20 protein-coding genes are annotated in these 22,968 nt (G+C 61.1%); 17 read left to right on the plus strand and 3 right to left on the minus strand.

Going from position 1 to position 22,968, the window contains the following annotated elements; translation table 11 throughout:
- Positions 1-102: 102 nt before the first annotated feature.
- Together LOX95_RS01700 and LOX95_RS01705 are read left to right on the plus strand one after the other, a co-directional pair.
- Complete coding sequence (locus tag LOX95_RS01700; RefSeq protein WP_242912560.1) at positions 103-4,932, plus strand: NAD-glutamate dehydrogenase; 4,830 nt, start codon at positions 103-105, stop codon at positions 4,930-4,932.
- Positions 4,933-5,072: 140 nt separating this feature from the next.
- On the plus strand, positions 5,073-5,540 hold the full coding sequence (locus LOX95_RS01705) for a universal stress protein (protein ID WP_242912561.1): 468 nt from the start codon (positions 5,073-5,075) through the stop codon (positions 5,538-5,540).
- 21 nt (positions 5,541-5,561) lie between these two features.
- Here LOX95_RS01705 and LOX95_RS01710 read toward each other — a convergent pair whose 3' ends face one another.
- Positions 5,562-6,128, minus strand: coding sequence for a NifU family protein (locus LOX95_RS01710; protein WP_242912562.1), 567 nt, complete (start codon positions 6,126-6,128; stop codon positions 5,562-5,564).
- A 105-nt stretch (positions 6,129-6,233) separates the two neighbouring features.
- Between LOX95_RS01710 and LOX95_RS01715 the strand changes: the two genes are divergently transcribed.
- The 10 genes from LOX95_RS01715 (at position 6,234) to LOX95_RS01760 (ending at position 14,048) form a co-directional block, all read left to right on the plus strand.
- On the plus strand, positions 6,234-6,815 hold the full coding sequence (locus LOX95_RS01715) for a helix-turn-helix domain-containing protein (RefSeq protein WP_242912563.1): 582 nt from the start codon (positions 6,234-6,236) through the stop codon (positions 6,813-6,815).
- A gap of 63 nt (positions 6,816-6,878) precedes the next feature.
- Complete coding sequence (locus tag LOX95_RS01720; RefSeq protein WP_242912564.1) at positions 6,879-7,235, plus strand: helix-turn-helix domain-containing protein; 357 nt, start codon at positions 6,879-6,881, stop codon at positions 7,233-7,235.
- A gap of 18 nt (positions 7,236-7,253) precedes the next feature.
- On the plus strand, positions 7,254-7,946 hold the full coding sequence (gene tsaB / locus LOX95_RS01725) for a tRNA (adenosine(37)-N6)-threonylcarbamoyltransferase complex dimerization subunit type 1 TsaB (protein ID WP_242912565.1): 693 nt from the start codon (positions 7,254-7,256) through the stop codon (positions 7,944-7,946).
- Positions 7,946-8,356, plus strand: a complete 411-nt coding sequence (gene rimI / locus LOX95_RS01730) for a ribosomal protein S18-alanine N-acetyltransferase (protein WP_242912566.1) — start codon at positions 7,946-7,948, stop codon at positions 8,354-8,356. The genes tsaB and rimI overlap by 1 nt, the downstream gene beginning before the upstream one ends.
- Positions 8,357-8,392: 36 nt before the next feature.
- Complete coding sequence (locus tag LOX95_RS01735; protein WP_242912567.1) at positions 8,393-8,902, plus strand: Fur family transcriptional regulator; 510 nt, start codon at positions 8,393-8,395, stop codon at positions 8,900-8,902.
- A 78-nt stretch (positions 8,903-8,980) separates the two neighbouring features.
- The gene (gene miaB, locus LOX95_RS01740; RefSeq protein ID WP_242912568.1) at positions 8,981-10,381 is read left to right on the plus strand and encodes a tRNA (N6-isopentenyl adenosine(37)-C2)-methylthiotransferase MiaB; all 1,401 of its coding nucleotides are present in this window, start codon (positions 8,981-8,983) and stop codon (positions 10,379-10,381) included.
- A gap of 55 nt (positions 10,382-10,436) precedes the next feature.
- Complete coding sequence (locus LOX95_RS01745; RefSeq protein ID WP_242912569.1) at positions 10,437-11,429, plus strand: PhoH family protein; 993 nt, start codon at positions 10,437-10,439, stop codon at positions 11,427-11,429.
- Complete coding sequence (ybeY, locus tag LOX95_RS01750) at positions 11,429-11,878, plus strand: rRNA maturation RNase YbeY (protein WP_242912570.1); 450 nt, start codon at positions 11,429-11,431, stop codon at positions 11,876-11,878. Before LOX95_RS01745 ends, ybeY begins: the two co-directional genes overlap by 1 nt.
- Positions 11,879-11,887: 9 nt before the next feature.
- A complete protein-coding gene (gene lnt / locus LOX95_RS01755) occupies positions 11,888-13,465 on the plus strand; it encodes an apolipoprotein N-acyltransferase (protein ID WP_242912571.1) in 1,578 nt (525 codons plus the stop codon).
- Positions 13,466-13,613: 148 nt separating this feature from the next.
- Positions 13,614-14,048 carry a helix-turn-helix domain-containing protein gene (locus LOX95_RS01760; protein ID WP_242912572.1) on the plus strand — a complete coding sequence of 145 codons (435 nt, stop codon included), beginning with the start codon at positions 13,614-13,616 and terminating at the stop codon, positions 14,046-14,048.
- A gap of 72 nt (positions 14,049-14,120) precedes the next feature.
- Here the strand turns inward: LOX95_RS01760 and ahpD are convergent, their stop codons facing one another.
- Both ahpD and LOX95_RS01770 read right to left on the minus strand, forming a co-directional pair.
- The gene (gene ahpD / locus LOX95_RS01765; RefSeq protein WP_242912573.1) at positions 14,121-14,654 is read right to left on the minus strand and encodes an alkylhydroperoxidase, AhpD family; all 534 of its coding nucleotides are present in this window, start codon (positions 14,652-14,654) and stop codon (positions 14,121-14,123) included.
- A gap of 168 nt (positions 14,655-14,822) precedes the next feature.
- Positions 14,823-15,377, minus strand: a complete 555-nt coding sequence (locus LOX95_RS01770) for a peroxiredoxin (RefSeq protein WP_242912574.1) — start codon at positions 15,375-15,377, stop codon at positions 14,823-14,825.
- 312 nt (positions 15,378-15,689) lie between these two features.
- Between LOX95_RS01770 and katG the strand changes: the two genes are divergently transcribed.
- From katG to LOX95_RS01795, 5 genes are all read left to right on the plus strand, one after another.
- Positions 15,690-17,882, plus strand: coding sequence for a catalase/peroxidase HPI (katG, locus tag LOX95_RS01775; protein WP_242912575.1), 2,193 nt, complete (start codon positions 15,690-15,692; stop codon positions 17,880-17,882).
- A gap of 91 nt (positions 17,883-17,973) precedes the next feature.
- Positions 17,974-18,861, plus strand: a complete 888-nt coding sequence (locus LOX95_RS01780; protein ID WP_242913092.1) for a hydrogen peroxide-inducible genes activator — start codon at positions 17,974-17,976, stop codon at positions 18,859-18,861.
- A 163-nt stretch (positions 18,862-19,024) separates the two neighbouring features.
- The gene (gene acnB, locus LOX95_RS01785; protein WP_242912576.1) at positions 19,025-21,607 is read left to right on the plus strand and encodes a bifunctional aconitate hydratase 2/2-methylisocitrate dehydratase; all 2,583 of its coding nucleotides are present in this window, start codon (positions 19,025-19,027) and stop codon (positions 21,605-21,607) included.
- Positions 21,608-21,921: 314 nt separating this feature from the next.
- On the plus strand, positions 21,922-22,665 hold the full coding sequence (locus tag LOX95_RS01790; RefSeq protein WP_242912577.1) for a hypothetical protein: 744 nt from the start codon (positions 21,922-21,924) through the stop codon (positions 22,663-22,665).
- An 83-nt stretch (positions 22,666-22,748) separates the two neighbouring features.
- Positions 22,749-22,955 carry a hypothetical protein gene (locus tag LOX95_RS01795; RefSeq protein ID WP_242912578.1) on the plus strand — a complete coding sequence of 69 codons (207 nt, stop codon included), beginning with the start codon at positions 22,749-22,751 and terminating at the stop codon, positions 22,953-22,955.
- The last annotated feature ends 13 nt before the right edge of the window (positions 22,956-22,968 follow it).

The following is a 22,968-nucleotide window of genomic DNA, read 5'->3' on the forward strand; positions in this document are numbered from 1 at the left end:
CACACTGAATTCTAGGTGTAAAGACCCCTAGGAATAAGCGTTCACGGCGCTAAGGTGCATTTCATCTGGTGGCACACCTGCCCCGTCTGATGAGAAGTCCCCATGTCAGCCGCTTCGCGTTCTGCTCCTGCCGACCTAGCCAATCTGGAGATGCTTGCAAAAGCCTTCTCCGAGGTGGCAGCCGGTCCGCCGGGCATCGCGCAGACCTCCCTGCTGGAGCAGGTGATCGAGGACTATGAAGCGGACGAGACGCCAGAGCTGAACCTCAACGATCTCGCCGTCCTGTTGAACAACGCCTGGACGCAGGCCAGCCAGCGCGCCGCCGGTTCGTCCGCGCTGGTTACCGTCAGTCCGCTGACCGGCAGCGATGGCCGTGCCACCGGTTATGACCAGGTCCTGATCCTCCAGGACGACGCGCCGTTCCTCGTGGACAGCGTTCTGGGCGAACTGGCCGATGCGGGCGTTACGGTTCGCGCCTTCTACCACCCCATCGTCGAAGTCGCCGCTGGCCGTCGCGATTCCATGATCATCCTGATCATTGACCCGCTGCCGCAGGAGCGCCGTGACGTTCTGGGCGAAGGTCTGGCAGCAGCCATGGCCGACGTGCGCGCGGCGGTGGTCGACCACGGCGCGATGATCGAGGCCATGCAGGGGGCCATTGAGCGCCTCGAAAGCGAAGCGGGTTCGGGCCGTGTCGGCGCTGCCGTTCTCGACGAGAACATCGCCTTCCTACGCTGGGTCAAGAGCGATCATTTCGTCTTCCTCGGCACCCGCGAATATGAGTTCCCGAGCGAAGCCGACGATCCGATGAGCAAGGCTGCGGGTCTGGGCGTGCTTCGCGACCAGGAGCGCCGCGTGCTGCGCCGCGCCTCGGAGCCGGCGGTCCTGACCCATGCCATGAAGCAGCAGGCCGACCAGAGCGAACCGGTAACGGTTGCCAAATCGAACCTCCGCTCGCGCGTACACCGCCGTGCCTACATGGATTACATCGGCGTGAAGCGTTACGACGCCTCGGGCAGTGTGATCGGTGAAACCCGTTTCGTGGGTCTGTTCACCGCTGAAGCCTACGACAAGATGGCCAAGGAAGTGCCGCTGATCCGTCGCAAGGTGGCCAATGCGCTCGAGCGCGCGGGCAAGGCTCAGGGCACCCACAACTACAAGCGCCTCAAGAATATTCTCGAGAACTACCCGCGCGACGAACTTTTCCAGATCTCGGAAGACGAACTGCTGGATACGGCGCTGGGCATTCTGCACCTGTACGACCGCCCGCGTATCCGTTTGTTCAGCCGTCAGGACCCGTTCGACCGCTTCGTCTCGGTTCTGTGCTTCATCCCGCGCGAACGCTTCGATGCCGCCCTGCGCGCCCGCATCGGCGAGATCCTGGCAAAGGCCTGGGGTGGTCGTGTCTCGGCTTGGTATCCGCAACTGTCGGACCAGCCGCTAACCCGCGTGCACTACATCATCGGCGTTACGCCGGGCGACCATCCGACGCCGGACCCCAAGGCACTCGAAGCCGAGATCGCCGAGGCAGGCCGTTCGTGGATCGACCGTTTCGAATCGGCTCTGCGCAGCGCCCACTTCGATGAAGTGGCTGTCGGACCGACCAGTGCGAAATGGGCCGAGGCGTACGGTGCTGGCTATCGGGACCGCTACGACGCCGTCGAAGCTGTCGAGGACCTCAAGCAGATCGACCGTCTGAACGACGGCGCTACTGCTGACGGCATCACCGCCGAGCCGGTGGCGGTGCGCGCCTTCCGAACCGAGGCCGAGACCCCGTTCCAGTTCCGCTTCAAGCTTTATCGCCGTGGCGGCGCGGTGCCTCTTTCGGACGTCCTGCCGATCCTCGCCGATATGGGCCTGAAGACGCTGGAAGAATCCGACCACGTCATGCGCCCGCAAGGCGACGAGCCGATCTACATCCACGACTTCCTGCTGGAAGACCCGCGCGGCGACAAGCTGAGCTTCGGTGAGGTCAAGGCACCGTTCGAAGCCGCCTTCGCCGCGGTCTGGAATGGCCGTACCGAAAGTGACGGCTTCAACCGTCTGGTACTCGAGTTGGGTGTGGACTGGCGCGAAGCGGCCCTGATCCGCACCCTCGCCCGCTATCGCCAGCAGACCGGTCTCGACCCGTCGCAGGCCGTTCAGGAAGCGGCTCTGATCCAGTATCCGGCAGTGGCCCGTGCGATCCTTTCGCTGTTCGCGGCCAAGTTCGATCCGGCCAAGGGCGGCGATGCGGCCTCGCGTGAAGCCGAAGTCGCCCGCATTCAGGCCGAGATCAAGGCGCTGCTACAGGAGGTCTCCAGCCTCGACCACGACCGCGCCCTGCGCCGTTTGGCCGATCTGGTTGGCGCTCTGAAGCGCACTAATTTCTACCAGAACAAGCCGCACATCTCGATCAAGATCGCCCCGCGCGAGATCGAGGACATGCCGCTTCCCAAGCCGTTCCGCGAAATTTTCGTCTGGGCACCGCACGTCGAGGGCGCACACCTGCGCTTTGGCCCCGTGGCCCGTGGCGGTCTGCGCTGGTCGGATCGTCGCGACGACTTCCGCACCGAGGTTCTGGGTCTGGTGAAGGCCCAGCAGGTGAAGAACTCGGTCATCGTGCCTGTTGGCTCCAAGGGCGGCTTCTATCCGAAGCAACTGCCCGTCGGTGGTGACCGCGACGCAACGCAAGCAGAAGCCATCCGCGCCTATAAGACCTTCCTGTCGGGCATGCTCGACATCACCGACAACATCGTCGGCGAAGGCGCTCCGGTACGCCCTGAAAACGTCGTCGCCTGGGAAGGTGACGACCCCTATCTGGTGGTTGCCGCCGACAAGGGCACGGCGACGTTCTCGGACATCGCCAATGGCGTGTCGCAGTCCTATGGCTTCTGGCTGGACGATGCGTTCGCATCGGGCGGCTCTGCTGGCTACGACCACAAGGAAATGGGCATCACCGCTCGCGGCGCATGGGAAGCCGTGAAGCGCCACTTCCGCGAGATGGGCAAGGACATCCAGTCCGAGCCGTTCACTGTGGCTGGCGTGGGTGACATGTCGGGCGACGTGTTCGGCAACGGCATGCTGCTGTCGAAAGCCATCAAACTGGTGGCTGCGTTCGACCACCGTGACATCTTCCTCGATCCGAACCCCGATCCGGCCAAGTCGTGGGAAGAGCGCAATCGTCTGTTCAACACCCCGCGCACCAGCTGGCAGGACTATGACAAGTCGCTGATCTCGGAAGGCGGCGGCGTGTTCCCGCGCAATGCCAAATCGGTCAACCTGACCCCGCAGATCAAGGAACTGCTGGATATCGACACCGACGTCGTGACCCCGCAGGAGCTTATGCAGGCGATCCTGAAGTCGCGCGTCGAGTTGCTCTACTTCGGCGGCATCGGGACCTACATCAAGGGCGCGGGCGAAACCAACGCCCAGGCCGGTGACAAGGCCAACGACAGCATCCGCATCAACGGCGGCGATGTGCGTGCTGCCGTTGTGGGTGAAGGTGCCAACCTCGGTGCCACTCAGGTCGGTCGTATCGAAGCGGCCCGTGCAGGCGTTCGTCTGAACACCGATGCCATCGACAACTCGGCCGGCGTAGACTCCTCGGACCACGAGGTGAATATCAAGATCCTGACCGGTGGTGCGATCGCCGCGGGTAATCTGAAGGCCGAAGACCGCAACGCGCTTTTGAAGTCGATGACTGAGGAAGTCGGCCTCAAGGTTCTGGCCCACAACTATGACCAGACCCTCGCCGTCAGTCTGCAACAGGCCGAAGGCGTTGCAGCACTGGATGCCCAGCAGCAGTTCATGCACGCGCTGGAAGCCGAGGGTAAGCTGAACCGGGTGGTCGAGTTCCTGCCGGATGATGCCAAGCTGGCCGAGTTGAAGAAGGAAGGCCAAGGCCTCAGCCGTCCGGAACTGGCCGTACTGACCGCCTATGCCAAGCTGGAACTGTCGGACGACATCGTCGCTTCGCAGGCACCGGAAGACCCCTTCTTCGAGGAAAGCCTGATCCGCTACTTCCCCGCTCCGCTGGCGAAGTTCGAGGCGGACATGAAGAACCACCGCCTGCGCCGCGAGATCATCGCAACCGTGCTGGCGAACGAGATCGTGAACATGTGCGGCCCGACCTTCCCGGACCGTCTGCGTGCTGCCGCCGAGTGCGACACCACCTCGATGACGGTAGCGTTCGAGGCCGCCCGTCGCATCTTCCGTCTGGATGAAGCGTGGGATGCCGTCTCGGGACTGGACCTCGAGATTCCCGCAGAGGCGCAGATCGCCCTCTATCAGGAAATCGCTGTGGTGCTGCGTCGCCAGACCTTCTGGCTGGCGCGCCGTGCGGCCCGTCAGGAAACCAGCGTCGGTGGTTTGATCGCCAAATATCGTCCGGCGGCGGATGCCCTGCGTCAGGCTGGCGGCGATGTGCTGTCGCGCTTTGAACAGGGTCGTCTGGAAGAGCGCGTGAAGCGTTTCATCGATCTGGGTGCGCCCGAAGAGCTGGCCCGCACGGTCGCCATGCTGCGTCCGCTGGTCGCCACTGCGGACATCGGCGATCTGGCCGACGAGGCTGGCTGGTCGGCTCCGGCCATGGCACGCCTGTATCACCAAGTGGGGGCCGCCTTCGACTTTGACCGTCTGCGCGCTGCTGCCGGTTCGGTGAAGTCGGGTGATCACTTCGACCGTCTGGCCGTGCGCCGTCTGGTTCAGGACCTCATGACCGAAGAAATGACCCTGACCCGTGCTGTGGCCAAGACCACCAACGAGGGCGTGGGCGAGACCGAGGCCATGGCCGAGGATGCAGTCGATGCATGGATCGGACAGCGCCTGCCGGCAGTTGAAGCGCTTCGCGCTTCAGTGGATGGCATCGAAGCTTCGGGAGCGGGCTGGACCTTCGCCAAGCTGACCATCGCCAATGCGGCGATCCGTGAGGTGATCTCCAGCGAGGCTTAATGCCTTGGCGCAAAAGCTGATCAGGGGCGGTCTGGAAACAGGCCGCCCTTTTTCATGCGCCTAACGAGCGCGTGATAGGACTTGGCTGCGGGGCGGGCTTTGGTTTAGCTGACGGCTCCAGCCACTGGTGGAGAGCCTGTTTGATCCGGAAATTCCTCGTCGTCGTGGACGACACACCTGAAATGAACGCGGCGCTGGGCTATGCCTCGCAACGGGCGCGTTCAACCGGTGGACGGGTGGTTCTGCTTCGGGTGACGCCTGAAGCCACAGACGAGCATTGGTCAGGCGTGCGCGACGAAATCCGTCGCCAGCAACGCGAGGAAGCCGAGCAGCTTTTGGCCCGCCTCAGCGACGTGGTCACCGAGCGTTCCGGCCACCCGCCGATTTTCCTGATCTATGAGGGCGATCCTCTGGCCGCTGTCCGCCGTGCCGCCGCCGAGGATCCGGACATCAAAATCCTGGTACTGGCTTCGGCCACGGGCGGGCGTGGGCCCGGACCACTGGTGTCGGCTGTTGTCAGCAAGGGCGTGGGGGTCGAAGGACGAAAGCTTCCGGTCACCATCGTTCCGGGCGAGATGACCGAAGCGGATATCGCCGACATGGCCTGATGGGCTGCGTCGGCCCTGCCGTCAGATAACCTGTTCGACCTCGGTCACTTCGGGAATGTAGTGGCGCATCATCTGTTCGACGCCCGCTTTCAGCGTAGCCGACGATGACGGGCAGCCCGAGCAGGCTCCGCGCATGCGCAGGCGCAGCACACCGGTCTCATGGTTGAAACTGTCGAACAGGATGTCGCCGCCGTCCTGGGCGACGGCAGGACGGATGCGGCTGTCCAACAGGCCTTTGATTTCGGCGACGATCTCATCGTCCTCGACGTCGGCGTGGCCATCGGCCTCGCTGGCCGCGACGTCCTTGAAGACCGGTGCACCAGAGACGAAGTGGTCCATGATGACCGACAGGATCGGGGCCTTCATGTCATTCCATGCGGGAGCGTGAGTGTGGCGGGTGACCGAAACGTAGTCTGCGCCAAAGAACACGCCATCCACGCCTTCCAGCTCGAACAGGGCTTCCGCCAACGGAGAGGCACTAGCCTCGTCGATGGTACGAAACTCGCGCGAGGCCAGCGGCGATACTTCGCGGCCTGGCAGGAACTTCAGGACGTTCGGATTGGGGGTGGGTTCGGTCTGGATGAACATGATTGCCAGATGCCCCCTCGCCTTGCGATCTGCAAGGGTTAGCAGACTTAATGTTTCACATGAAACCCTCTCGTAACAGCGTCATGGAGATGGCAAGCTGAACCCATGAGTGAACGCGAAGCGGCAATCCAGATTGGTGAGGCACTGGCCACGTTGCGCCGGGAGCGTGGGCTGAGCCAGGCCGAAGCAGGAGCGCGCATCGGCATGACCAGTCAGGGCTGGAGCTTATATGAAGCCGGCCGTCGCGCGGGCATTTTTCGCCCCGACGTACAAAAGCGCTTAACGCAGGCTCTTGATGCAACGCCTGAGGATTTGACCCTTGTGGGTGGCGGCACCCCCGCCCCAGACGGCCCTGTGATCGCGCCCGTCGGCGTATCGTCCAGAAGGCGGGATTTTGATCCGTACCCTTCGGCACCGAAATCCCCGACAATCCGATTCAGGATGGGATCGGACGGCATGGCTCCCTGGGCATTTGCCGACACCATTATCGAATACGACCCGTCTCGCCCACCACGCCAAGGCGGAGGCTGCGTGGTCGAGTTGATGGACGGGCGTAAACTTGTGGGGCTGTTCGCAGAACAGACCGCCTCGCGGGTGACGGTCAGCGATGCACGGGGAGAAAACGTCACTCTGACGCTTGCAAACGTGCGCCGGATTGCAGCGGTTGTGGCGCGTCACGACGTTTGAAACAAAAACGTTGTAATGCAACCTGAGGTATGCAACGAATATGTTGCAACCTGAGGGATGGCGATGGCGCGGCAAGCTTTGGAAGTGGACATCTGGGTCGGACGGGCTGTCGCGCACCAGCGCCAACAACTGGGTCTTTCCCAATCGGCGCTCGCATCGGCGCTGGGCATCAGCTTTCAGCAGGTCCAGAAATATGAGGCGGGAGCCAACAGGCTGTCGGCGGGACGTCTTTTCCACCTCGCCCAGATACTGAATTGCCCGATTGCATCATTTTTTCCGCCCTCTGAGGCCCAGTCCGAAGTGCCAACGGCCATATCCCCCGAGGCACGCCAGATGATGATGTCCTACAGCCGCATTGAGGACCGCGGGGTTCGCCGGTCGATTGGTCGTATTGTGGAGGCGCTAGCCCTGCAGCAGTGACGGCGCTAGGAGAGGACCATGAAACTTATGGTCATTGATACCGCTCTCGGGGCGTGCCTCGCCGGAAGCTATGATGTGGACGGCTCCACCGTGACGCCTCTGGGCGTACGGTCAGAGGAGATGACCAAGGGCCATCAGGAGCGTCTGGGCGGCATGGCGCGTGACGCCGGAGCCGATGCAGGAGGGTTGGCCGGCACATCGCGCATTGGTGTGACGGTAGGCCCTGGCAGCTTTACCGGACTTCGCGTGGGCCTCAGCTTTGCTTTGGGCTTGGGGGCCGCCCTGGATGCCGAGGTCGTCGGCATATCTACGCTGGATGCGCTGTCTGCGTCGGTCGAACCTGAGGGTCGTGTTGTGGCGGCCATCGATGCGCGTCGGGGCCAAGTCTATATGCGGATGTTCCACGACGGGGTGGCCACCACCGAGGCCGAAGCGGTCCCCCTCGAAATCGCGGCACAAAGAATTCTGGCCGAGGGGCCTGTAACCGAAACCGTCATCGTGGGGTCAGGCGGCGAGGTTCTTGCCGCGACCAACCCCGAACTGGCCCGTGCTTCCCTCGTGGCTTTGGCAGCACCCACGGCACAGGCTCTGGCGAGGCTCACCGCATCGTTGGACGCTCAAATCCACCCGCCAAAGCCCCTCTATTTGCGGGCACCGGACGCTACGCCCCCTACCCGTTTGCCGGGTCAGCCACGAGTGGCGCCATCCTGATGCATGCGCGCGAACTGGCGGCCATCCATCAAGAAGCTTTCGATGTGCCATGGAGCGAGCAGGCGTTCGCAGAGCTTCTGGCCAGCCCCGGTGTTCAACTGGCCGGAGACGAGCGGGGCTTTATCCTGACGCGCACCGTGGCGGGAGAGGCCGAAGTACTGACAGTTGCGGTGCGTCCCGACTTCCGGCGGCAAGGTCTAGGCCACCAATTGATGGCCGAGGCCATCGTTTGCAGTGCAGCGCTGGGGGCTGAACGGATGTTTCTTGAGGTGGCGCAATCTAACGTTGCGGCCATCGCTCTTTACAAGTCTAGAGGCTTTGAACAGGTCGGATTGCGCAAGAACTATTATCAGCGTGCGGACGGTAGTTCTGAACACGCCACGGTGATGGCGCTGAACTTTGCTCAATAGCTTCCATAAACGCCAACTAGGACCTATCCTGTAGCCATGGACCGGATAGAGAAACTTTGCGCCGATCGCGGCATGCGGATGACCGAACAACGTCGCGTGATTGCGCGTGTTTTATCTAACGCGATGGACCACCCCGATGTCGAGGAACTGTATCGCCGCGCCTCGGCGATCGATCCGCACATCTCGATTGCGACGGTCTATCGTACGGTCCGTCTGTTCGAAGAAGCCGGCGTCGTCGAAAAGCACGACTTCGGTGACGGCCGCAGCCGCTACGAAGAAGCGGGCGACGACCACCACGACCACCTGATCGACACCAAGACCCGTGAAGTTATCGAGTTCTTTGACGCTGAAATCGAGCGCCTGAAGAACGAGATCGCCCGCAAGCTCGGGTTCGAACTGGTCGGCCACAAGCTGGAACTGTACGGCCACGCTATACCGGGTGCCGAGCCGACCGAGCGGGAAGGTCTGATCTTCAAGCGCGAGCGCGATCCTTCTGCGCCCGAGCTACCGCACTCCCCGACGGCCGGTGGCCACCCCCACGATTAATTCCAACTCGACAGGATGCGGGCATGTTGGACATGCCCGTATCTTGCAGACGAGGGCTGGGCGCAGCATAAGCCGCCCATGACCGAAACTCTCGATCCAGCTGTGGCCCAGACTGTGGCCGCCGACGGCGCAGACGCTACCAAACGCCTGTTCATCAAAACCTACGGTTGTCAGATGAATGTCTATGACAGCGAGCGCATGGCCGACGTCCTGCGCCCGTTGGGTTATGCGACCACGGATTCAGCCGAGAGTGCCGACTTCGTCATCTTGAATACCTGTCACATTCGCGAGCGGGCGGCGGAAAAGGTCTATTCCGAACTGGGTAAGCTGCGCGAACTACGGGACAAGCGCGTGGCCAAGGGCGGAAACGGCATGACCATCGCTGTTGCGGGGTGCGTCGCGCAGGCCGAGGGCGAAGAGATCATGCGGCGCCAGCCTGCGGTCGATCTGGTGGTGGGTCCGCAAGCCTATCACCAACTGCCCGAGCTCCTGACCCGCACCGCCCGCAAGCGCGGCGAGCGTATCGGCGCAGACTTCGCCCCGAACGAAAAATTCGACGCCCTGCCGGTCGAACGCGGCATCGAAGGATATGCGGCCTTCCTGACGGTTCAGGAGGGTTGCGACAAATTCTGCACCTTCTGCGTGGTGCCCTATACGCGCGGTGCCGAATGGTCCCGTCCGGTGAAGGCCATTCTCGAAGAAGCCAGGGCGCTGGCCGATCATGGGGTGCGCGAACTGACCCTGCTGGGCCAGAATGTGAACGCCTTTGACGGCGAAGGTCCGGATGGAAAGCCCTATACGCTGGCCAAACTGGCCTATGCACTGGCTGAAATCCCGGGCATCGACCGCATCCGCTATACGACCAGCCATCCCAACGACATGTCGGATGACCTGATCGCCGCCCATGCCGACCTCAAGGCATTGATGCCCTATCTACATCTGCCGGTTCAGGCAGGTTCGGACCGCATCCTGCGCCTGATGAACCGCAAACATGGCCGCCAAAAGTATTTCGAACTGATCGACCGTATCCGCGAGGCGCGCCCCGACATCGCCATGGCCGGCGATTTCATCGTCGCCTTCCCCGGCGAGACCGAGCGCGACTTCGAGGACACGATGGATCTGGTCCGGCGCGTAAACTACGCCGGTGCCTTCTCTTTCATCTATTCGCCGCGCCCCGGAACGCCTGCTGCAACCATGGGCGCACAGGTGCCCGAAGAGGAAGCCAAGGCGCGTCTGAAGGCTCTGCAGACCTTGCTCTTCGAACAACAGACCGCATTTAACCAGTCTCTGACCGGACGCGTTCTTCCGATCCTGTTCGAGAAAAAGGGGCGCCACGGGCATCAGGCCATTGGTCGTTCGCCCTATCTGCAATCCGTCCACGTTGACGATGCCGACCACCTGATGGGTCAAATCGTGGACGTCGAAATCATCAGCGGCCAACAGAACAGTCTTGCGGGCCGACTGATCCAAAAGTCCTAACGCCCGTTTCTACTGGGTTGTAAGACCGGCCCAGAGAACAAGAAGGGAAAACTATATGGCGCGCGAGTCCGAGTTTCTGTCTTTGAGTGACAATGCCTTGCGCGCGGTGGTGGGGCCGGGCAGCCGGCACATGGCCTTGATCGAAGACGCCTTCAGGGTGCTGATCGAGACCCCGGGCGGCGGAGTGTCCATTAATGGCTCTCCACGTGATCGCGCGCAGGCTAAGCGCGTCATTGAAAACCTGTCGACGGCGGCGGATCGTGGGCGCGAGATCACCGAGGCTGACATCCGAGCCGCTGTTGGATCAGCTGTTAAGGCTCCCCGTCCCGGCGAGGGGCGCACGGTGCCCGAAGCGGCGGCACTTCCGGTGGGGCGCCGGGGAGCAATTGCTCCCAAGAACGCCTCCCAGTCGCGCTATGTCGAACTGCTGGGGCGATGTGACCTGATTTTCGGGGTTGGCCCTGCCGGTACGGGCAAGACCTTCCTTGCCGCGGCCTATGGTGCTTCGTTGCTGAAGCGCGGTCAGGTGGATCGTCTGGTCATCACCCGTCCTGCGGTCGAAGCGGGCGAAAAGCTGGGCTTCCTGCCGGGTGATCTGAACGAAAAGGTCGATCCCTATCTCGCTCCGATCTGGGAAGCCTTGAATGATATTCTGGGCGTCGATGATGTGGCCCGCCGACGCGAGAAGGGCGAGATTGAAGCCGCTCCCATCGCCTTCATGCGCGGGCGAACCCTGAGCCACGCCTTCGTCATTGTCGACGAGGCGCAGAACACCTCTCGCATGCAGATGAAGATGGTGCTGACCCGTCTGGGCGAAGGTGCCCGCATGGTTGTGACGGGCGACCCCAGCCAGATCGACCTGATGAATCCGCGTGATAGCGGTCTGGCCCACGCGCTTCGCATTTTGCGCGACGTTGAAGGTGTTGGCGTGCACCAGTTCAAATCGGAGGATGTGGTGCGTCACCCGATGGTCGAACGCATCGTTCGCGCCTATGACACGGATGCGGCGCGTAGCCGCCCGTTCAACGAGTTGGAATCCGAAGACTGATGATCGAAATCGAGCTGGAGGCGGAAGGCTGGAAATCGGCCATCGCCGACGTCGAAGCTGTCGTGGAGCGCGCGGCGATAGCCGCTCTGGGTTCCGTCGAGGGGGATGTCGTTATCCTTCTGGCCGACGATGCGACGGTTCAGGACCTGAACGCTCGCTTTCGCCAGAAGGACCGGCCGACGAATGTTTTGTCGTTTCCGGCTGCGGAATCCGCCTTCCCCCATCTGGGTGATGTGATCCTCGGATACGATTATTGCGCGGCGGAGGCTGTGGCCCAGTCCAAAACCCTGGCCGATCATCTGAGCCATCTCGTGGTGCACGGAGTGTTGCACCTGCTGGGCTACGATCATGTCGAAGATGACGAAGCCGAAGAAATGGAAGGCGAGGAACGTGTAATCCTTGCCGGACTTGGGATCGCCGATCCCTATGCCGCCGATCACCAGTCATAAGGGCAAATAATGTCGCGGATCACTAACGGCCTTTGGGATCGGGGTTGGGTCCGCATCCTGTGTGCTTTGGCGGCAGGCTTGGCTGCTGCGCTGGTTCATCCCCCTTTCGGGATTATTCCGGGTCTGTTGGCCTATCCGGCGCTCATGATCCTGACCGAACGCTCGGCGCGGTTGCGCGGCGGGTTTGCCATGGGATGGTGGTTTGGCTTTGGCTATTTCCTGTTGGGATGCTGGTGGGTGGCCGAGGCCTTTTTCGTCAATCCTGCGCAGGCGTGGATGGCACCTATCGCAGTTTGCCTGTTACCAGCCGGTATCGGCCTTTTTACCGGCGTGGCGACCCTGCTTTACCGCCTGATCAAGCCCAGCGGGGTCTGGCGTTTCCTGGCCTTCACCCTCGCCTTCTCGGGGCTTGAGTGGGTGCGAGGCCATGTTCTGACGGGCTTCCCATGGAATCCCGTTGGATCGAGCTGGCTGGCCGGATCGGCCATGTCCCAGATGGCGTCGGTGGTTGGCGTCTATGGTTTGGGCCTATTGACGCTCCTGGGCGTGAGTGCGCTCGGCCCCGTTATGACGGCATGGAGCCAGCGTAGGGCCCAGGGCGTCGCCCTTGGCGGTCTTGCCTTGCTGGCGGGCATGTGGGGCTTTGGCGCGGCGCGTCTTTCCAGCGAAGAGGTTACGCCCTCCCCTGTTCTGGCCCGCATCGTCCAGGCGGACGTGTCCCAGCAAAGCAAATGGTCTGCTGACGCGTACGAGCAGATCCTGCATCGCTATCTGTCATTGACGTCTCAACCGTCCGAGCGTGTCCCCGACGTCGTGATCTGGCCGGAGAGCGCCCTGCCCGATCTGGCCAATAATATTTTCGCTGGTCCCGATGCCGCGCGTATTGCGGGCTCTCTGCGCCAAGGCCAGACCCTGTTGGCCGGTCTTAGCCGCGCCGAGCGGCAGGCCAATGGTAAGGTCGTCTATTTCAACTCTCTTATCGAGTTGAACAGTCTGGGGGCTGGCGGCATGCAGATCGGCCAGACCTATGACAAATATCGTCTGGTGCCTTTCGGCGAATACCTGCCCTTGGGCGATTTGATGGGCCAGGTGGGGCTTCGCCGGATCGTGCAGATGCCGGAAGACCTTTCGGCGGGGCCGGTCCCTCAGCCGATGTCTTTGGCGCGGCTGCCCAGGGTGCAGGCGCTGATCTGCTATGAAGGTCTGTTCCCCGGCTTCACAGATGGCACGCCGCAGGGGCGCCCGCAGTGGATCGTGAACGTTTCCAATGATGCCTGGTTCGGCCAGACATCTGGTCCGGTCCAGCACCTGAATATGGCCTCCTATCGGGCCATCGAGACGGGCTTGCCGCTGGCCCGCGCCACCCCGACGGGCATTAGCGCCATGATCGATCCGCTGGGTCGCATTGTAGACGGGAGCCGCATTGGACACGGACAGGCGCGCGCGGTAGATGTCTTTATCCCAACACCTCTTGCGGTTACGCTCTTCGGACGTTTCGGTCACTTACCGTATGCTCTCGGAATGTTGCTGCTAGGTGTAGGGGTAGCTCTGACCGCGTATCGGCGTATTGTAAGTTATCGACGATAAACTACGCGAGTAGGCGTAGTTCGTTCGCGTATTGCTTGCGCCAAGGCTGAAAAACGTCGCGGTTAGGGCAAAAAAGTCAATTTTAGGGTGACTTTAGTCGCAAGGCACCTCATGGGTTCAGCCTTCACAGTATTGAGAGAGTTGCTGCATGGTCAGAGGCGCGGGGGAGAACGGGCCGCATCCGGTAGACCGCCATGTTGGGCGTAAGGTTTGCGAGAAGCGGATCGCTCTGGGATACAACCAAAGTGACTTGGGTCGTGCTTTGGGACTGACGTTCCAGCAGATTCAAAAGTATGAGAAGGGTGCCAACCGAGTATCGGCGTCCAAGCTCTGGGATATTGCACGCTTCTTTGGCGTGGATGTCAGCTATTTCTTCGAGGGTCTTAGCGCTCGTCCGGGCATGGCGGAAGAAGGTGGTGGCGCCTTTGTTCACGACTTCCCGATGACCCGTCAAAGCATCGAGATCGGCCAGTTGGCTCCGCGTCTGAACGCTCGCCAGCAAAAGCTGGTTCTCGAGATGATGCGCGAAATGGTGGCCAGCAGCGACGCGACCGAGCAAGCCCAGCAAGCCGCTCGCGGCTGATTGGTACGAAGTCATGAAAAAGGGGTCGGTGCCTTGGCACCGACCCCTTTTCCTATGCGGCAAAGGTCGAAGTTATTCTGCGACAGCCGAGGCCGAGGCGATAACGCGGCTGGCGGCGTGAACGACGGCGCCGATGCGCAGGGTGGCTTGGACCTGAACGTTCGACACGCCGTGCTTGCGCAGTTCGCCCTCGTGGGCGTCGAGGCAACCGCCGCAGCCGTTGATGGCCGACACAGCTGTAGCGAACATTTCGAAGTCGATCTTGTCGATGCCCGGATTGGCCAGACCGTTCATGCGCAGCTTGGCCGGCAGGGTGGTGTACTCATGGTTCTTCATGAGGTGCAGGGCGCGGTAATAGATGTTGTTCATGCCCATGATGGCAGCTGCGGTCTTTGCAGCGCTCAGAGCTTCGGGCGAAAGGATGGTGGCGGCCTGAGCCTCGATCAGCTTCACCACTTGCGGCACGCCGATGGCGTGTGCCGAAGCGACAAAGCAACCCCACTTCTGCTGGTCGTTGAGAACAGTCTCGTTCACCAGCGAAGACAGGTTCAGCGAGATGTCCTTGGCATAGGACGGGATCAGGTCGCGCAGGGCGTCGATAGACATAGGATAGTCTCCGCTTCAGGTGGGTCCGTCGCGCCATCGCGCGCCAGATCGAGATTTAATGCCCGGTGGGCAGTGAAAAGGCGGCAACGGTCACCCGCCGCCGCCTTTCCGGAAGTCACCGGATCGGATCCGGTCGTGCGATCTGTGTGATCGCGCTATTCCTCTGGCTTAGGCAGCCAGGGTTTCGCCGCCAACCGGACGGTTGCAAGCGCACAGTTCGTCGGTCTGCAGAGCGTCAACGACGCGCAGGGTGTCTTCCGGCGAACGGCCAACGTTCAGGTTGGTGACGTAGACGTGCTGGACGACGTTGTGCGGGTCGACAACGAAGGTTGCGCGCAGAGCCACGCCGTTTTCTTCGTCCAGGATACCCAGTTCGCGAGCGAACTTGCCACCGCAGTCAGCGAACTGCCAGATCGGGAGCTTGTCCAGATCGGCGTGGTCGCGGCGCCATGCCAGCTTGGTGAACTCGTTGTCGGTCGAACCGCCCAGAACCACAGTGTCGCGGTCTTCGAATTCCTTGCCGAGCTTGGCAAAGGCAGCGATTTCGGTCGGGCAAACGAAGGTGAAGTCCTTCGGGTAGAAGAAGATGACCTTCCACTTACCTTCGAACGAGTCTTGGTTCAGGGTTTCGAAAGCAGAGACGCCGTTTTCTTCGTGGCTGTTGAAGCCCGGCTTCACGCCAGTGATTTTGAACTCAGGCAGTTTTTGACCGACGCCCAGCATGGGAATCTCCGATGTAAAATGTGTGTGACCAGTGCGCAGCGCCCGAAGGCGTGCAAACACATACAGGGTGATCGCCTTTCGCAGACGCGAAGTCAAATCGATGATTTTACGAATTACTATAACATACTTTTATATCAGGCTTATTTCGCGCTTAAGCTGTATTTCATGCGGCGATACGCAGCCCATTTCGCATACCGGCGTTCGCGCCTGCGAATGAATGTATAAGTTTTCTGTTTAATCAAAACCAATTTAATCGATTTTCTTTTAAAAACCGCTTCGCCTACCGTCCAGCTCGAACCTGAGGAGGAACACATGGACGGTAATCAGGGCGGATGCCCCGTGCACGGTGCCAATAGCCCGCGTACGCTAACGGGCCGCACCAATCGTGACTGGTGGCCGAACCAGCTTTCGCTGGACATTTTGGGTCAACACAGCAGCAAGGTTGACCCGAACGACCCCGATTTTGACTATGCTGAAGCTTTCAAGGCGCTGGACCTAGAGGCCGTTAAGGCTGACCTGAAGGCCCTGATGACCGATAGTCAGGACTGGTGGCCGGCGGACTATGGCCACTATGGTCCCTTCTTTATCCGTATGGCTTGGCACTCGGCTGGATCGTACCGCACGGGCGATGGTCGCGGTGGGGCCAACACGGGTCAGCAGCGCTTCGCTCCGCTGAACTCGTGGCCTGATAACGCCAACCTCGACAAGGCCCGCCGCCTTCTGTGGCCGATCAAGCAGAAGTACGGCAAGAGCCTGTCGTGGGCCGACCTAATGATCCTCGCCGGCAATATGGCGATCGAGTCCATGGGCGGCCCGATCTTCGGGTTCGGCGGTGGCCGCGCGGATACGTGGGAGCCTGCTCGCGACGTCTATTGGGGGGGCGAGGGCGAATGGCTGGGCCAGACCCGTATCGACGCGGATAAAGGTCTGGAACTGGAGCGTCCGCTGGCCGCCATCCAGATGGGTCTTATCTATGTGAACCCTGAAGGCCCGGGTGGCGTGGCCGACCCTCTGCTTTCGGCCCGCGATATCCGCGAGACGTTTGGCCGCATGGGTATGACCGACGAGGAAACAGTCGCCCTGACAGCAGGCGGTCACACCTTCGGTAAGTCGCACGGCAATGGCGACGCATCGCTGGTAGGTGCTGATCCCGAAGGTGCCGACATTACGGCTCAGGGTCTTGGCTGGCTGTCCAAACACGGCACCGGCAAGGGCGACGACACCATTACCTCGGGTATCGAGGGCGCATGGACGCCGACGCCGCGCACGTGGGACGACACCTTCTTCCACATGCTGCTGGATTATGACTACGAGCTGGTCCGCAGCCCAGCCGGTGCCCAACAGTGGCAACCCGTCAACGTGGCCGAGCAGGATCTTGCCCCGCAGGCGCACGACCCATCGAAGCGCGTCCCGACCATGATGACGACGGCCGACATGGCGTTCAAAGTCGATCCGGGCTTCCGCGCGATTTCGGAGAAGTTCCGCAACGATCAGGCCGCGTTCGAGGATGCCTTCGCACGCGCCTGGTTCAAGCTGACCCACCGCGATATGGGGCCTAAAGCCCGCTACCTCGGACACGACGTTCCCGCAGAAGACCTGATCTGGCAGGATCCGATCCCGGCCCCGACTGGTGCGGTCATCGATGCAGGCGACATCGCTTCGCTGAAGCAACAGATCTCAGCCTCGGGTCTGAGCGTTTCGGAACTGGTCTCGGTGGCTTGGGCATCGGCCTCGACCTACCGCGGCTCCGACTACCGTGGCGGTGCCAATGGTGCGCGCATCCGTCTGGAGCCGCAGCGTAGCTGGGACGTCAACGAACCGGCCAAACTAGCCAGGGTTCTGGCTGTCTATGAAGGCATCAAGACTGCGTTTGACGGCGTAAAAACCGTTTCGATCGCAGACCTGATCGTTCTGGGTGGTACGGTCGGTATCGAACTGGCGGCTAAGGCTGCAGGCTTCAGCATCCAGGTGCCGTTCACACCTGGCCGCACCGACGCCACCCAGGAGCAGACCGACGTCGACGGCTTTGCGGTCATGGAGCCGAAAGCCGACGGCTTCCGGAACTATCAGCCGCAGTTGTTCAACATATCGCCGGAAGAACTGCTGGTGGACCGAGCGCAGCTGCTGGGCCTGACGGCACCGCAAATGACCGCTCTGGTGGGTGGTCTGCGCGTTCTGGGTGCAAACTATGCGGGCTCCAAGGCCGGCGTGTTCACCAGCCGCGAGGGACAACTGACGAACGACTTCTTCGTCAACATCCTGGACATGGGGATCGTCTGGAACTCTCCGGAGGGCCAGCCGAACACCTTCATCGGTACCTCGCGCCATACGGGCGAAACCGTCTGGACCGGCACTCGCGCCGATCTGGTGTTCGGTTCCAACTCGGTGCTGCGCGCACTGTGTGAAGTCTACGCCGAGGCTGGCGGCAGCGAGAAGTTCGTCCGTGACTTCGTCGCCGCCTGGACCCAGGTGATGAATGCCGACCGCTTCGATCTGAAGCGTTAAGGCCAGAGGGGGTGCTCCTGACCAGTGGGCACCCCTTCTTTTTCTAACTGCGAACTTTGAAGTGAAGCCGATGATCCCTAATGTCGGCTCCATGCTTCCCACCTTACGACAACTCCAGTACCTCAAGCTCCTTGCCGAGCATGGTTCCTTCAGCCGCGCGGCTGATGCAGCTCACGTGAGCCAGCCCGCTTTGTCGTCCGGTGTTCAGGAGCTGGAGCGTATTCTTGGAGCACCTGTCGTGGAGCGCACCCGCGGTGCTGTACTTCTGACCGCTGTGGGAGCCGAGGCCGTCCGGCGCGCCGAAGACGTCTTGGCCCGCACCGAGGATTTGGTCGAGGCCGCCCGCAACGCAGGCAAACCCCTGTCCGGCCGTTTCCGTCTGGGCATCATCCCCACGGTGGCCCCTTATCTTCTGCCGCAAAAGCTGGTGACCCTGCGGGACCGCTATCCGGCACTGAAACTGTTTATCCGAGAGGATTTGACCCCGCGTCTGATCGCGGGCCTGAAATCGGGTCAGCTCGACGCCGCGGTGATCGCCCTGCCCTATGATGCGCCGGGCATTGACCACGCGCACATTGCCGATGACGAGATCGTTGTCGCAGCTCCGGTCAACCACCCGCTGGCGGGAACCGGTCCCATCCCGCAAGGCGCGTTGAAGTCCGAAGATCTTATTCTTCTGGAGGATGGTCACTGCCTGCGTGATCAGGCCTTGGCGGCAGTGAAGATCGAGGCCCCCAAGGGCGAGGATGTTTTCGCCGCCACGACCTTGCCGACCCTTGTTCAGATGGTCTCTTCCGGACTGGGCGTCAGCTTCCTTCCGCAGATGGCGGTAAATGCGGGCCTGGCCGATAATCCGGGGGTCGTTGTGCGTCCGCTCTCGGAGGATGGACCGCACCGCGAAATCGTTGTCGCTTGGCGATCAGGTTCCAGCCGCGCTGCCGAGGCGCGTCTTCTTGCCGAGGCACTGAAGATCGACTGATCGGGCGCGTCATTGCGCTATCGGCACTGCCTGTACGACGTACATCGAATACCCATCCGGCGGGCTTCTATTGCGACCCTATTCTTTATGTGGGAAAGGCCTCGCATAAATATTTTGGCGGCCTTTTGCGAGGCTGTCGGGGATACCACACACAGGTCAACGCATGCTGCAACACTATCGCGAACACGTTGCCGAACGTGCGGCTCTGGGCATTCCGCCCCTGCCGCTGTCGGCCCAGCAAACTGCTGAACTGATCGAGCTGATCAAGGCTCCGACCGCAGAGGCTTCTTCGGAAGAACTGCTGGAGCTGCTGGCCCATCGTGTGCCGCCGGGCGTTGACGACGCCGCAAAGGTCAAGGCTTCCTTCCTGTCGGCTGTGGCCCACGGCGATTTCGAAGTGCCGGGCCTGTCGCGCGAATACGCAACCCAGCTGCTGGGCACCATGGTCGGTGGCTATAACGTCAAGCCGCTGATCGACCTGCTGCCGGACGCTGTTGTCGGCACCGTCGCTGCCGAGGGTCTGAAGAAGACCCTGTTGATGTTCGACTTCTTCCACGACGTTGCCGGTCTGGCCAAGGCTGGCAATGCCAACGCCCAAGCCGTTCTGAAGTCGTGGGCCGACGCCGAATGGTTCACCTCGCGCGACAAGGTTGCCGAAAAGATCACCGTCACCGTCTTCAAGGTGACCGGCGAAACCAACACCGACGACCTGTCGCCGGCACCGGACGCTTGGTCGCGTCCGGATATCCCGCTGCACTACCTCGCCATGCTGAAGAACGCGCGCCCGGGCATCACGCCTGAGCAAGACGGCGTTCGCGGTCCGATGCAGTTCATTGAAGACCTCAAGGCCAAGGGCCACCTCGTCGCCTACGTCGGTGACGTTGTCGGCACCGGCTCGTCGCGTAAGTCGGCCACCAACTCGGTGATCTGGGCCACCGGCCAAGACATCCCGTTCGTGCCGAACAAGCGCTTCGGCGGCGTGACCCTCGGCGGCAAGATCGCTCCGATCTTCTTCAACACTCAAGAAGACTCCGGTGCCCTGCCGATCGAAGTCGACGTTTCCAACCTGAACATGGGCGATGTCATCGACATCTACCCGTACGAAGGCAAGATCGTGAAGGACGGCGAGACCGTCTCGACCTTCGAACTGAAGTCGCAAGTCCTTCTGGACGAAGTGCAAGCCGGTGGCCGTATTAACCTGATCATCGGCCGCTCGCTGACCGCCCGCGCGCGTGAAGCACTGGGTCTGGCTCCGTCGACCGAGTTCCGCCTGCCGGTCGTTCCGAACGACACGGGCAAGGGCTTCACCGTCGCTCAAAAGATGGTCGGTCGCGCCTGCGGTCTGCCGGAAGGTCAAGGCATCCGTCCGGGTACCTATTGCGAACCGCGCATGACCACGGTCGGCTCGCAAGACACCACTGGCCCGATGACCCGCGACGAGCTGAAAGACCTCGCCTGCCTCGGCTTCTCGGCCGACATGGTGATGCAGTCCTTCTGCCACACCGCCGCCTATCCGAAGCCGGTTGACGTCAAGACCCACCGCGAACTGCCGGAGTTCATCTCGAACCGTGGCGGCGTGGCTCTGCGTCCGGGCGACGGCGTGATCCACTCGTGGCTGAACCGCCTGCTGCTGCCGGATACGGTCGGCACCGGCGGTGACTCGCACACCCGCTTCCCGATCGGCATCTCCTTCCCGGCTGGCTCGGGTCTGGTCGCCTTCGGTGCGGCCACCGGCGTGATGCCGCTGGACATGCCGGAGTCGGTTCTGGTGCGCTTCAAGGGCGAAATGCAGCCGGGTATCACCCTGCGCGACCTCGTCCACGCCATCCCGTACTACGCCATCAAGCAAGGTCTGCTGACCGTCGCCAAGGCTGGCAAGATCAACGCCTTCTCGGGCCGCATCCTCGAAATCGAGGGCCTGCCGAACCTGAAGGTCGAGCAAGCCTTCGAACTGACCGACGCCTCGGCTGAACGTTCGGCTGCTGGCTGCACGGTCAAGCTGAACAAAGAGCCGATCATCGAGTACATGACCTCGAACATCGTGCTGATGAAGAACATGATCGCCGACGGCTATCAGGATGCCCGCACCCTGCAGCGCCGTATCGACGCCATGGAAGCCTGGCTGGCCAACCCGAACCTGCTCGAAGCCGATGCCGACGCCGAATACGCGCACGTCATCGAAATCGATCTGGCCGAGATCAAGGAGCCGATCCTGTGCGCTCCGAACGATCCGGACGATGCCCGCCTGCTGTCGGAAGTGCAGAACACCCAGATCGATGAAGTCTTCATCGGTTCGTGCATGACCAACATCGGCCACTTCCGCGCCGCTTCGCTGCTGCTGAAGGGCAAGAAGGACATCCCGACCCGTCTGTGGGTCGCCCCGCCGACCAAGATGGACGCCTCGGAACTCACCAAGGAAGGTCACTACTCGACCCTCGGCGGTGCCGGTGCCCGTATGGAAATGCCGGGCTGCTCGCTGTGCATGGGTAACCAGGCACAGGTGAAGGAAGGCGCGACCGTGGTTTCGACCTCGACCCGCAACTTCCCGAACCGTCTGGGCAAGGGCTCGAACGTCTTCCTGTCGTCGGCCGAACTGGCTGCCGTGGCCTCGAAGCTGGGCCGCCTGCCGACCGTGGAAGAGTACATGGCCGAAATGGGCGTCATCAACGAGAACGCCGCCGACGTTTACCGCTACATGAACTTCGACCAGATCGAAGAATACGCAGACCGTGTCGCGGCTGAGTAAGCTGTAGCCTCAACGGTTAGCGTTGAAATGAAGAAGCCCCCTCGGAGTGATCCGAGGGGGCTTTTTTAATCCAGTAGCGCAAATAACTCTGTTATCATTTCTTGTGGGGGGAAATGATGGCATCAGATTCAGTTCAAGAAATCGCTGACCGTGTGGGTTCCTTGTACAGCGAGGAAGCTAAGGCACTCGTGTGGGATTCACGGATAGTCAAAATCATTCTCATTGTTGGCGGGGGGCTCGCCGTAGGGATCGCTCAGTTCACTGAAACCGTACACCATTGGCCTAAATAGGTAGGGGTTTGTGGGGCGCTGGCGATGGCGATCGGCGGGTTTATCGGGGCTCTCAGAGAGAAAACTTCGATTCAGGCTTTAGAAGAGGCTCGTTCGGCTCTAGAAGCTGCGAGATCTTACGAAGTAGAGGGTGTATATATTCAGAATTATATAAGCGATATTGAAGATAAGCTTAAGAGAATGTCGCATCTTCATACTGCTCAGTTCACCATGCGTGAAACCGTTGAGCAATGCCTTATGTTAAATCAAAAAAATGAGGCTTTAGCGACGCAAATGGTACTAAGTTCTGCTGCTCCACTGCTGCGAGCCGCACTGAATTTTCAGATGGATGAGGAATGGACACTTTCAGTGTACCAAGCTCGACCAGACAAGTCGGGAAAAGAGGTGCTTTGCTGTGTGGCTGCCGATAGGTTCGATAAACGCGATGCAAATTTAACGCGTTCATGGCCGATTGGGGTGGGGCATACAGGCTCTACATATGCAAAGGCTGAAGAGACAGTGGTTCCAGATTTGTCAGCATTGCAATTGGGCACGCTCGATAAATTACCGTCTTCAATCAGCCACGATAGCGATGCACAACGCTATAGGTCGATTGCTGCGGTCCCTATAAATGTTTTAAACGACCCGGCACCTTGGGGTGTGGTCGTGGCGACGAGCAGCAAGGCAAACAAGTTCACGCTTGATCACGATCAAAAGGGAAGCCTGAACGCTGAGGTGGTTCGCGCGTTTGCAGGTATCATGGCCTTATCCGTTGCCACGCAGAGGTAGAGTTAATGAAAAATTATTTGCTGCGGGAATCAAATCAATCGAATCTAGCTTGTGTCAAGCGACACGAGATCGGGAGAGGGACCATGACGGACGTGATATTCGTAGCTGAAGAAGCGTACATCGATCGTGAGATCGAAAGGGGCGTGGCCAAAATCATCGCTGGTGATGTCGATGAGAAAGCCCGTCGAGAATATAATGCTGCGCTGATGAAGCGGTCGCGTTTGGTGTTTCAAATGGGCCTGTCATCTTCTCGACCTCCCCAAGTTTCTCGAAAGCTAGCCGCAGTCTGACAGGAAGCGGATA

The sequence above is a fragment of the Brevundimonas pishanensis genome, assembly GCF_022750635.1.
GTDB classification, from domain to species: domain Bacteria; phylum Pseudomonadota; class Alphaproteobacteria; order Caulobacterales; family Caulobacteraceae; genus Brevundimonas; species Brevundimonas pishanensis.

Bases quoted from the DNA above. Each gene is read 5' to 3' on its own strand.
- LOX95_RS01700 (WP_242912560.1), top strand. From the start codon at position 103: ATGTCAGCCGCTTCGCGTTCTGCTCCTGCCGACCTAGCCAATCTGGAG.
- LOX95_RS01710 (WP_242912562.1), bottom strand. From the start codon at position 6,128: ATGTTCATCCAGACCGAACCCACCCCCAATCCGAACGTCCTGAAGTTC.
- LOX95_RS01715 (WP_242912563.1), top strand. From the start codon at position 6,234: ATGAGTGAACGCGAAGCGGCAATCCAGATTGGTGAGGCACTGGCCACG.
- LOX95_RS01720 (WP_242912564.1), top strand. From the start codon at position 6,879: ATGGCGCGGCAAGCTTTGGAAGTGGACATCTGGGTCGGACGGGCTGTC.
- tsaB (WP_242912565.1), top strand. From the start codon at position 7,254: ATGAAACTTATGGTCATTGATACCGCTCTCGGGGCGTGCCTCGCCGGA.
- rimI (WP_242912566.1), top strand. From the start codon at position 7,946: ATGCATGCGCGCGAACTGGCGGCCATCCATCAAGAAGCTTTCGATGTG.
- LOX95_RS01735 (WP_242912567.1), top strand. From the start codon at position 8,393: ATGGACCGGATAGAGAAACTTTGCGCCGATCGCGGCATGCGGATGACC.
- miaB (WP_242912568.1), top strand. From the start codon at position 8,981: ATGACCGAAACTCTCGATCCAGCTGTGGCCCAGACTGTGGCCGCCGAC.
- LOX95_RS01745 (WP_242912569.1), top strand. From the start codon at position 10,437: ATGGCGCGCGAGTCCGAGTTTCTGTCTTTGAGTGACAATGCCTTGCGC.
- ybeY (WP_242912570.1), top strand. From the start codon at position 11,429: ATGATCGAAATCGAGCTGGAGGCGGAAGGCTGGAAATCGGCCATCGCC.
- lnt (WP_242912571.1), top strand. From the start codon at position 11,888: ATGTCGCGGATCACTAACGGCCTTTGGGATCGGGGTTGGGTCCGCATC.
- LOX95_RS01760 (WP_242912572.1), top strand. From the start codon at position 13,614: ATGGTCAGAGGCGCGGGGGAGAACGGGCCGCATCCGGTAGACCGCCAT.
- ahpD (WP_242912573.1), bottom strand. From the start codon at position 14,654: ATGTCTATCGACGCCCTGCGCGACCTGATCCCGTCCTATGCCAAGGAC.
- LOX95_RS01770 (WP_242912574.1), bottom strand. From the start codon at position 15,377: ATGCTGGGCGTCGGTCAAAAACTGCCTGAGTTCAAAATCACTGGCGTG.
- katG (WP_242912575.1), top strand. From the start codon at position 15,690: ATGGACGGTAATCAGGGCGGATGCCCCGTGCACGGTGCCAATAGCCCG.
- LOX95_RS01780 (WP_242913092.1), top strand. From the start codon at position 17,974: ATGCTTCCCACCTTACGACAACTCCAGTACCTCAAGCTCCTTGCCGAG.
- acnB (WP_242912576.1), top strand. From the start codon at position 19,025: ATGCTGCAACACTATCGCGAACACGTTGCCGAACGTGCGGCTCTGGGC.
- LOX95_RS01790 (WP_242912577.1), top strand. From the start codon at position 21,922: ATGGCGATCGGCGGGTTTATCGGGGCTCTCAGAGAGAAAACTTCGATT.
- LOX95_RS01795 (WP_242912578.1), top strand. From the start codon at position 22,749: ATGACGGACGTGATATTCGTAGCTGAAGAAGCGTACATCGATCGTGAG.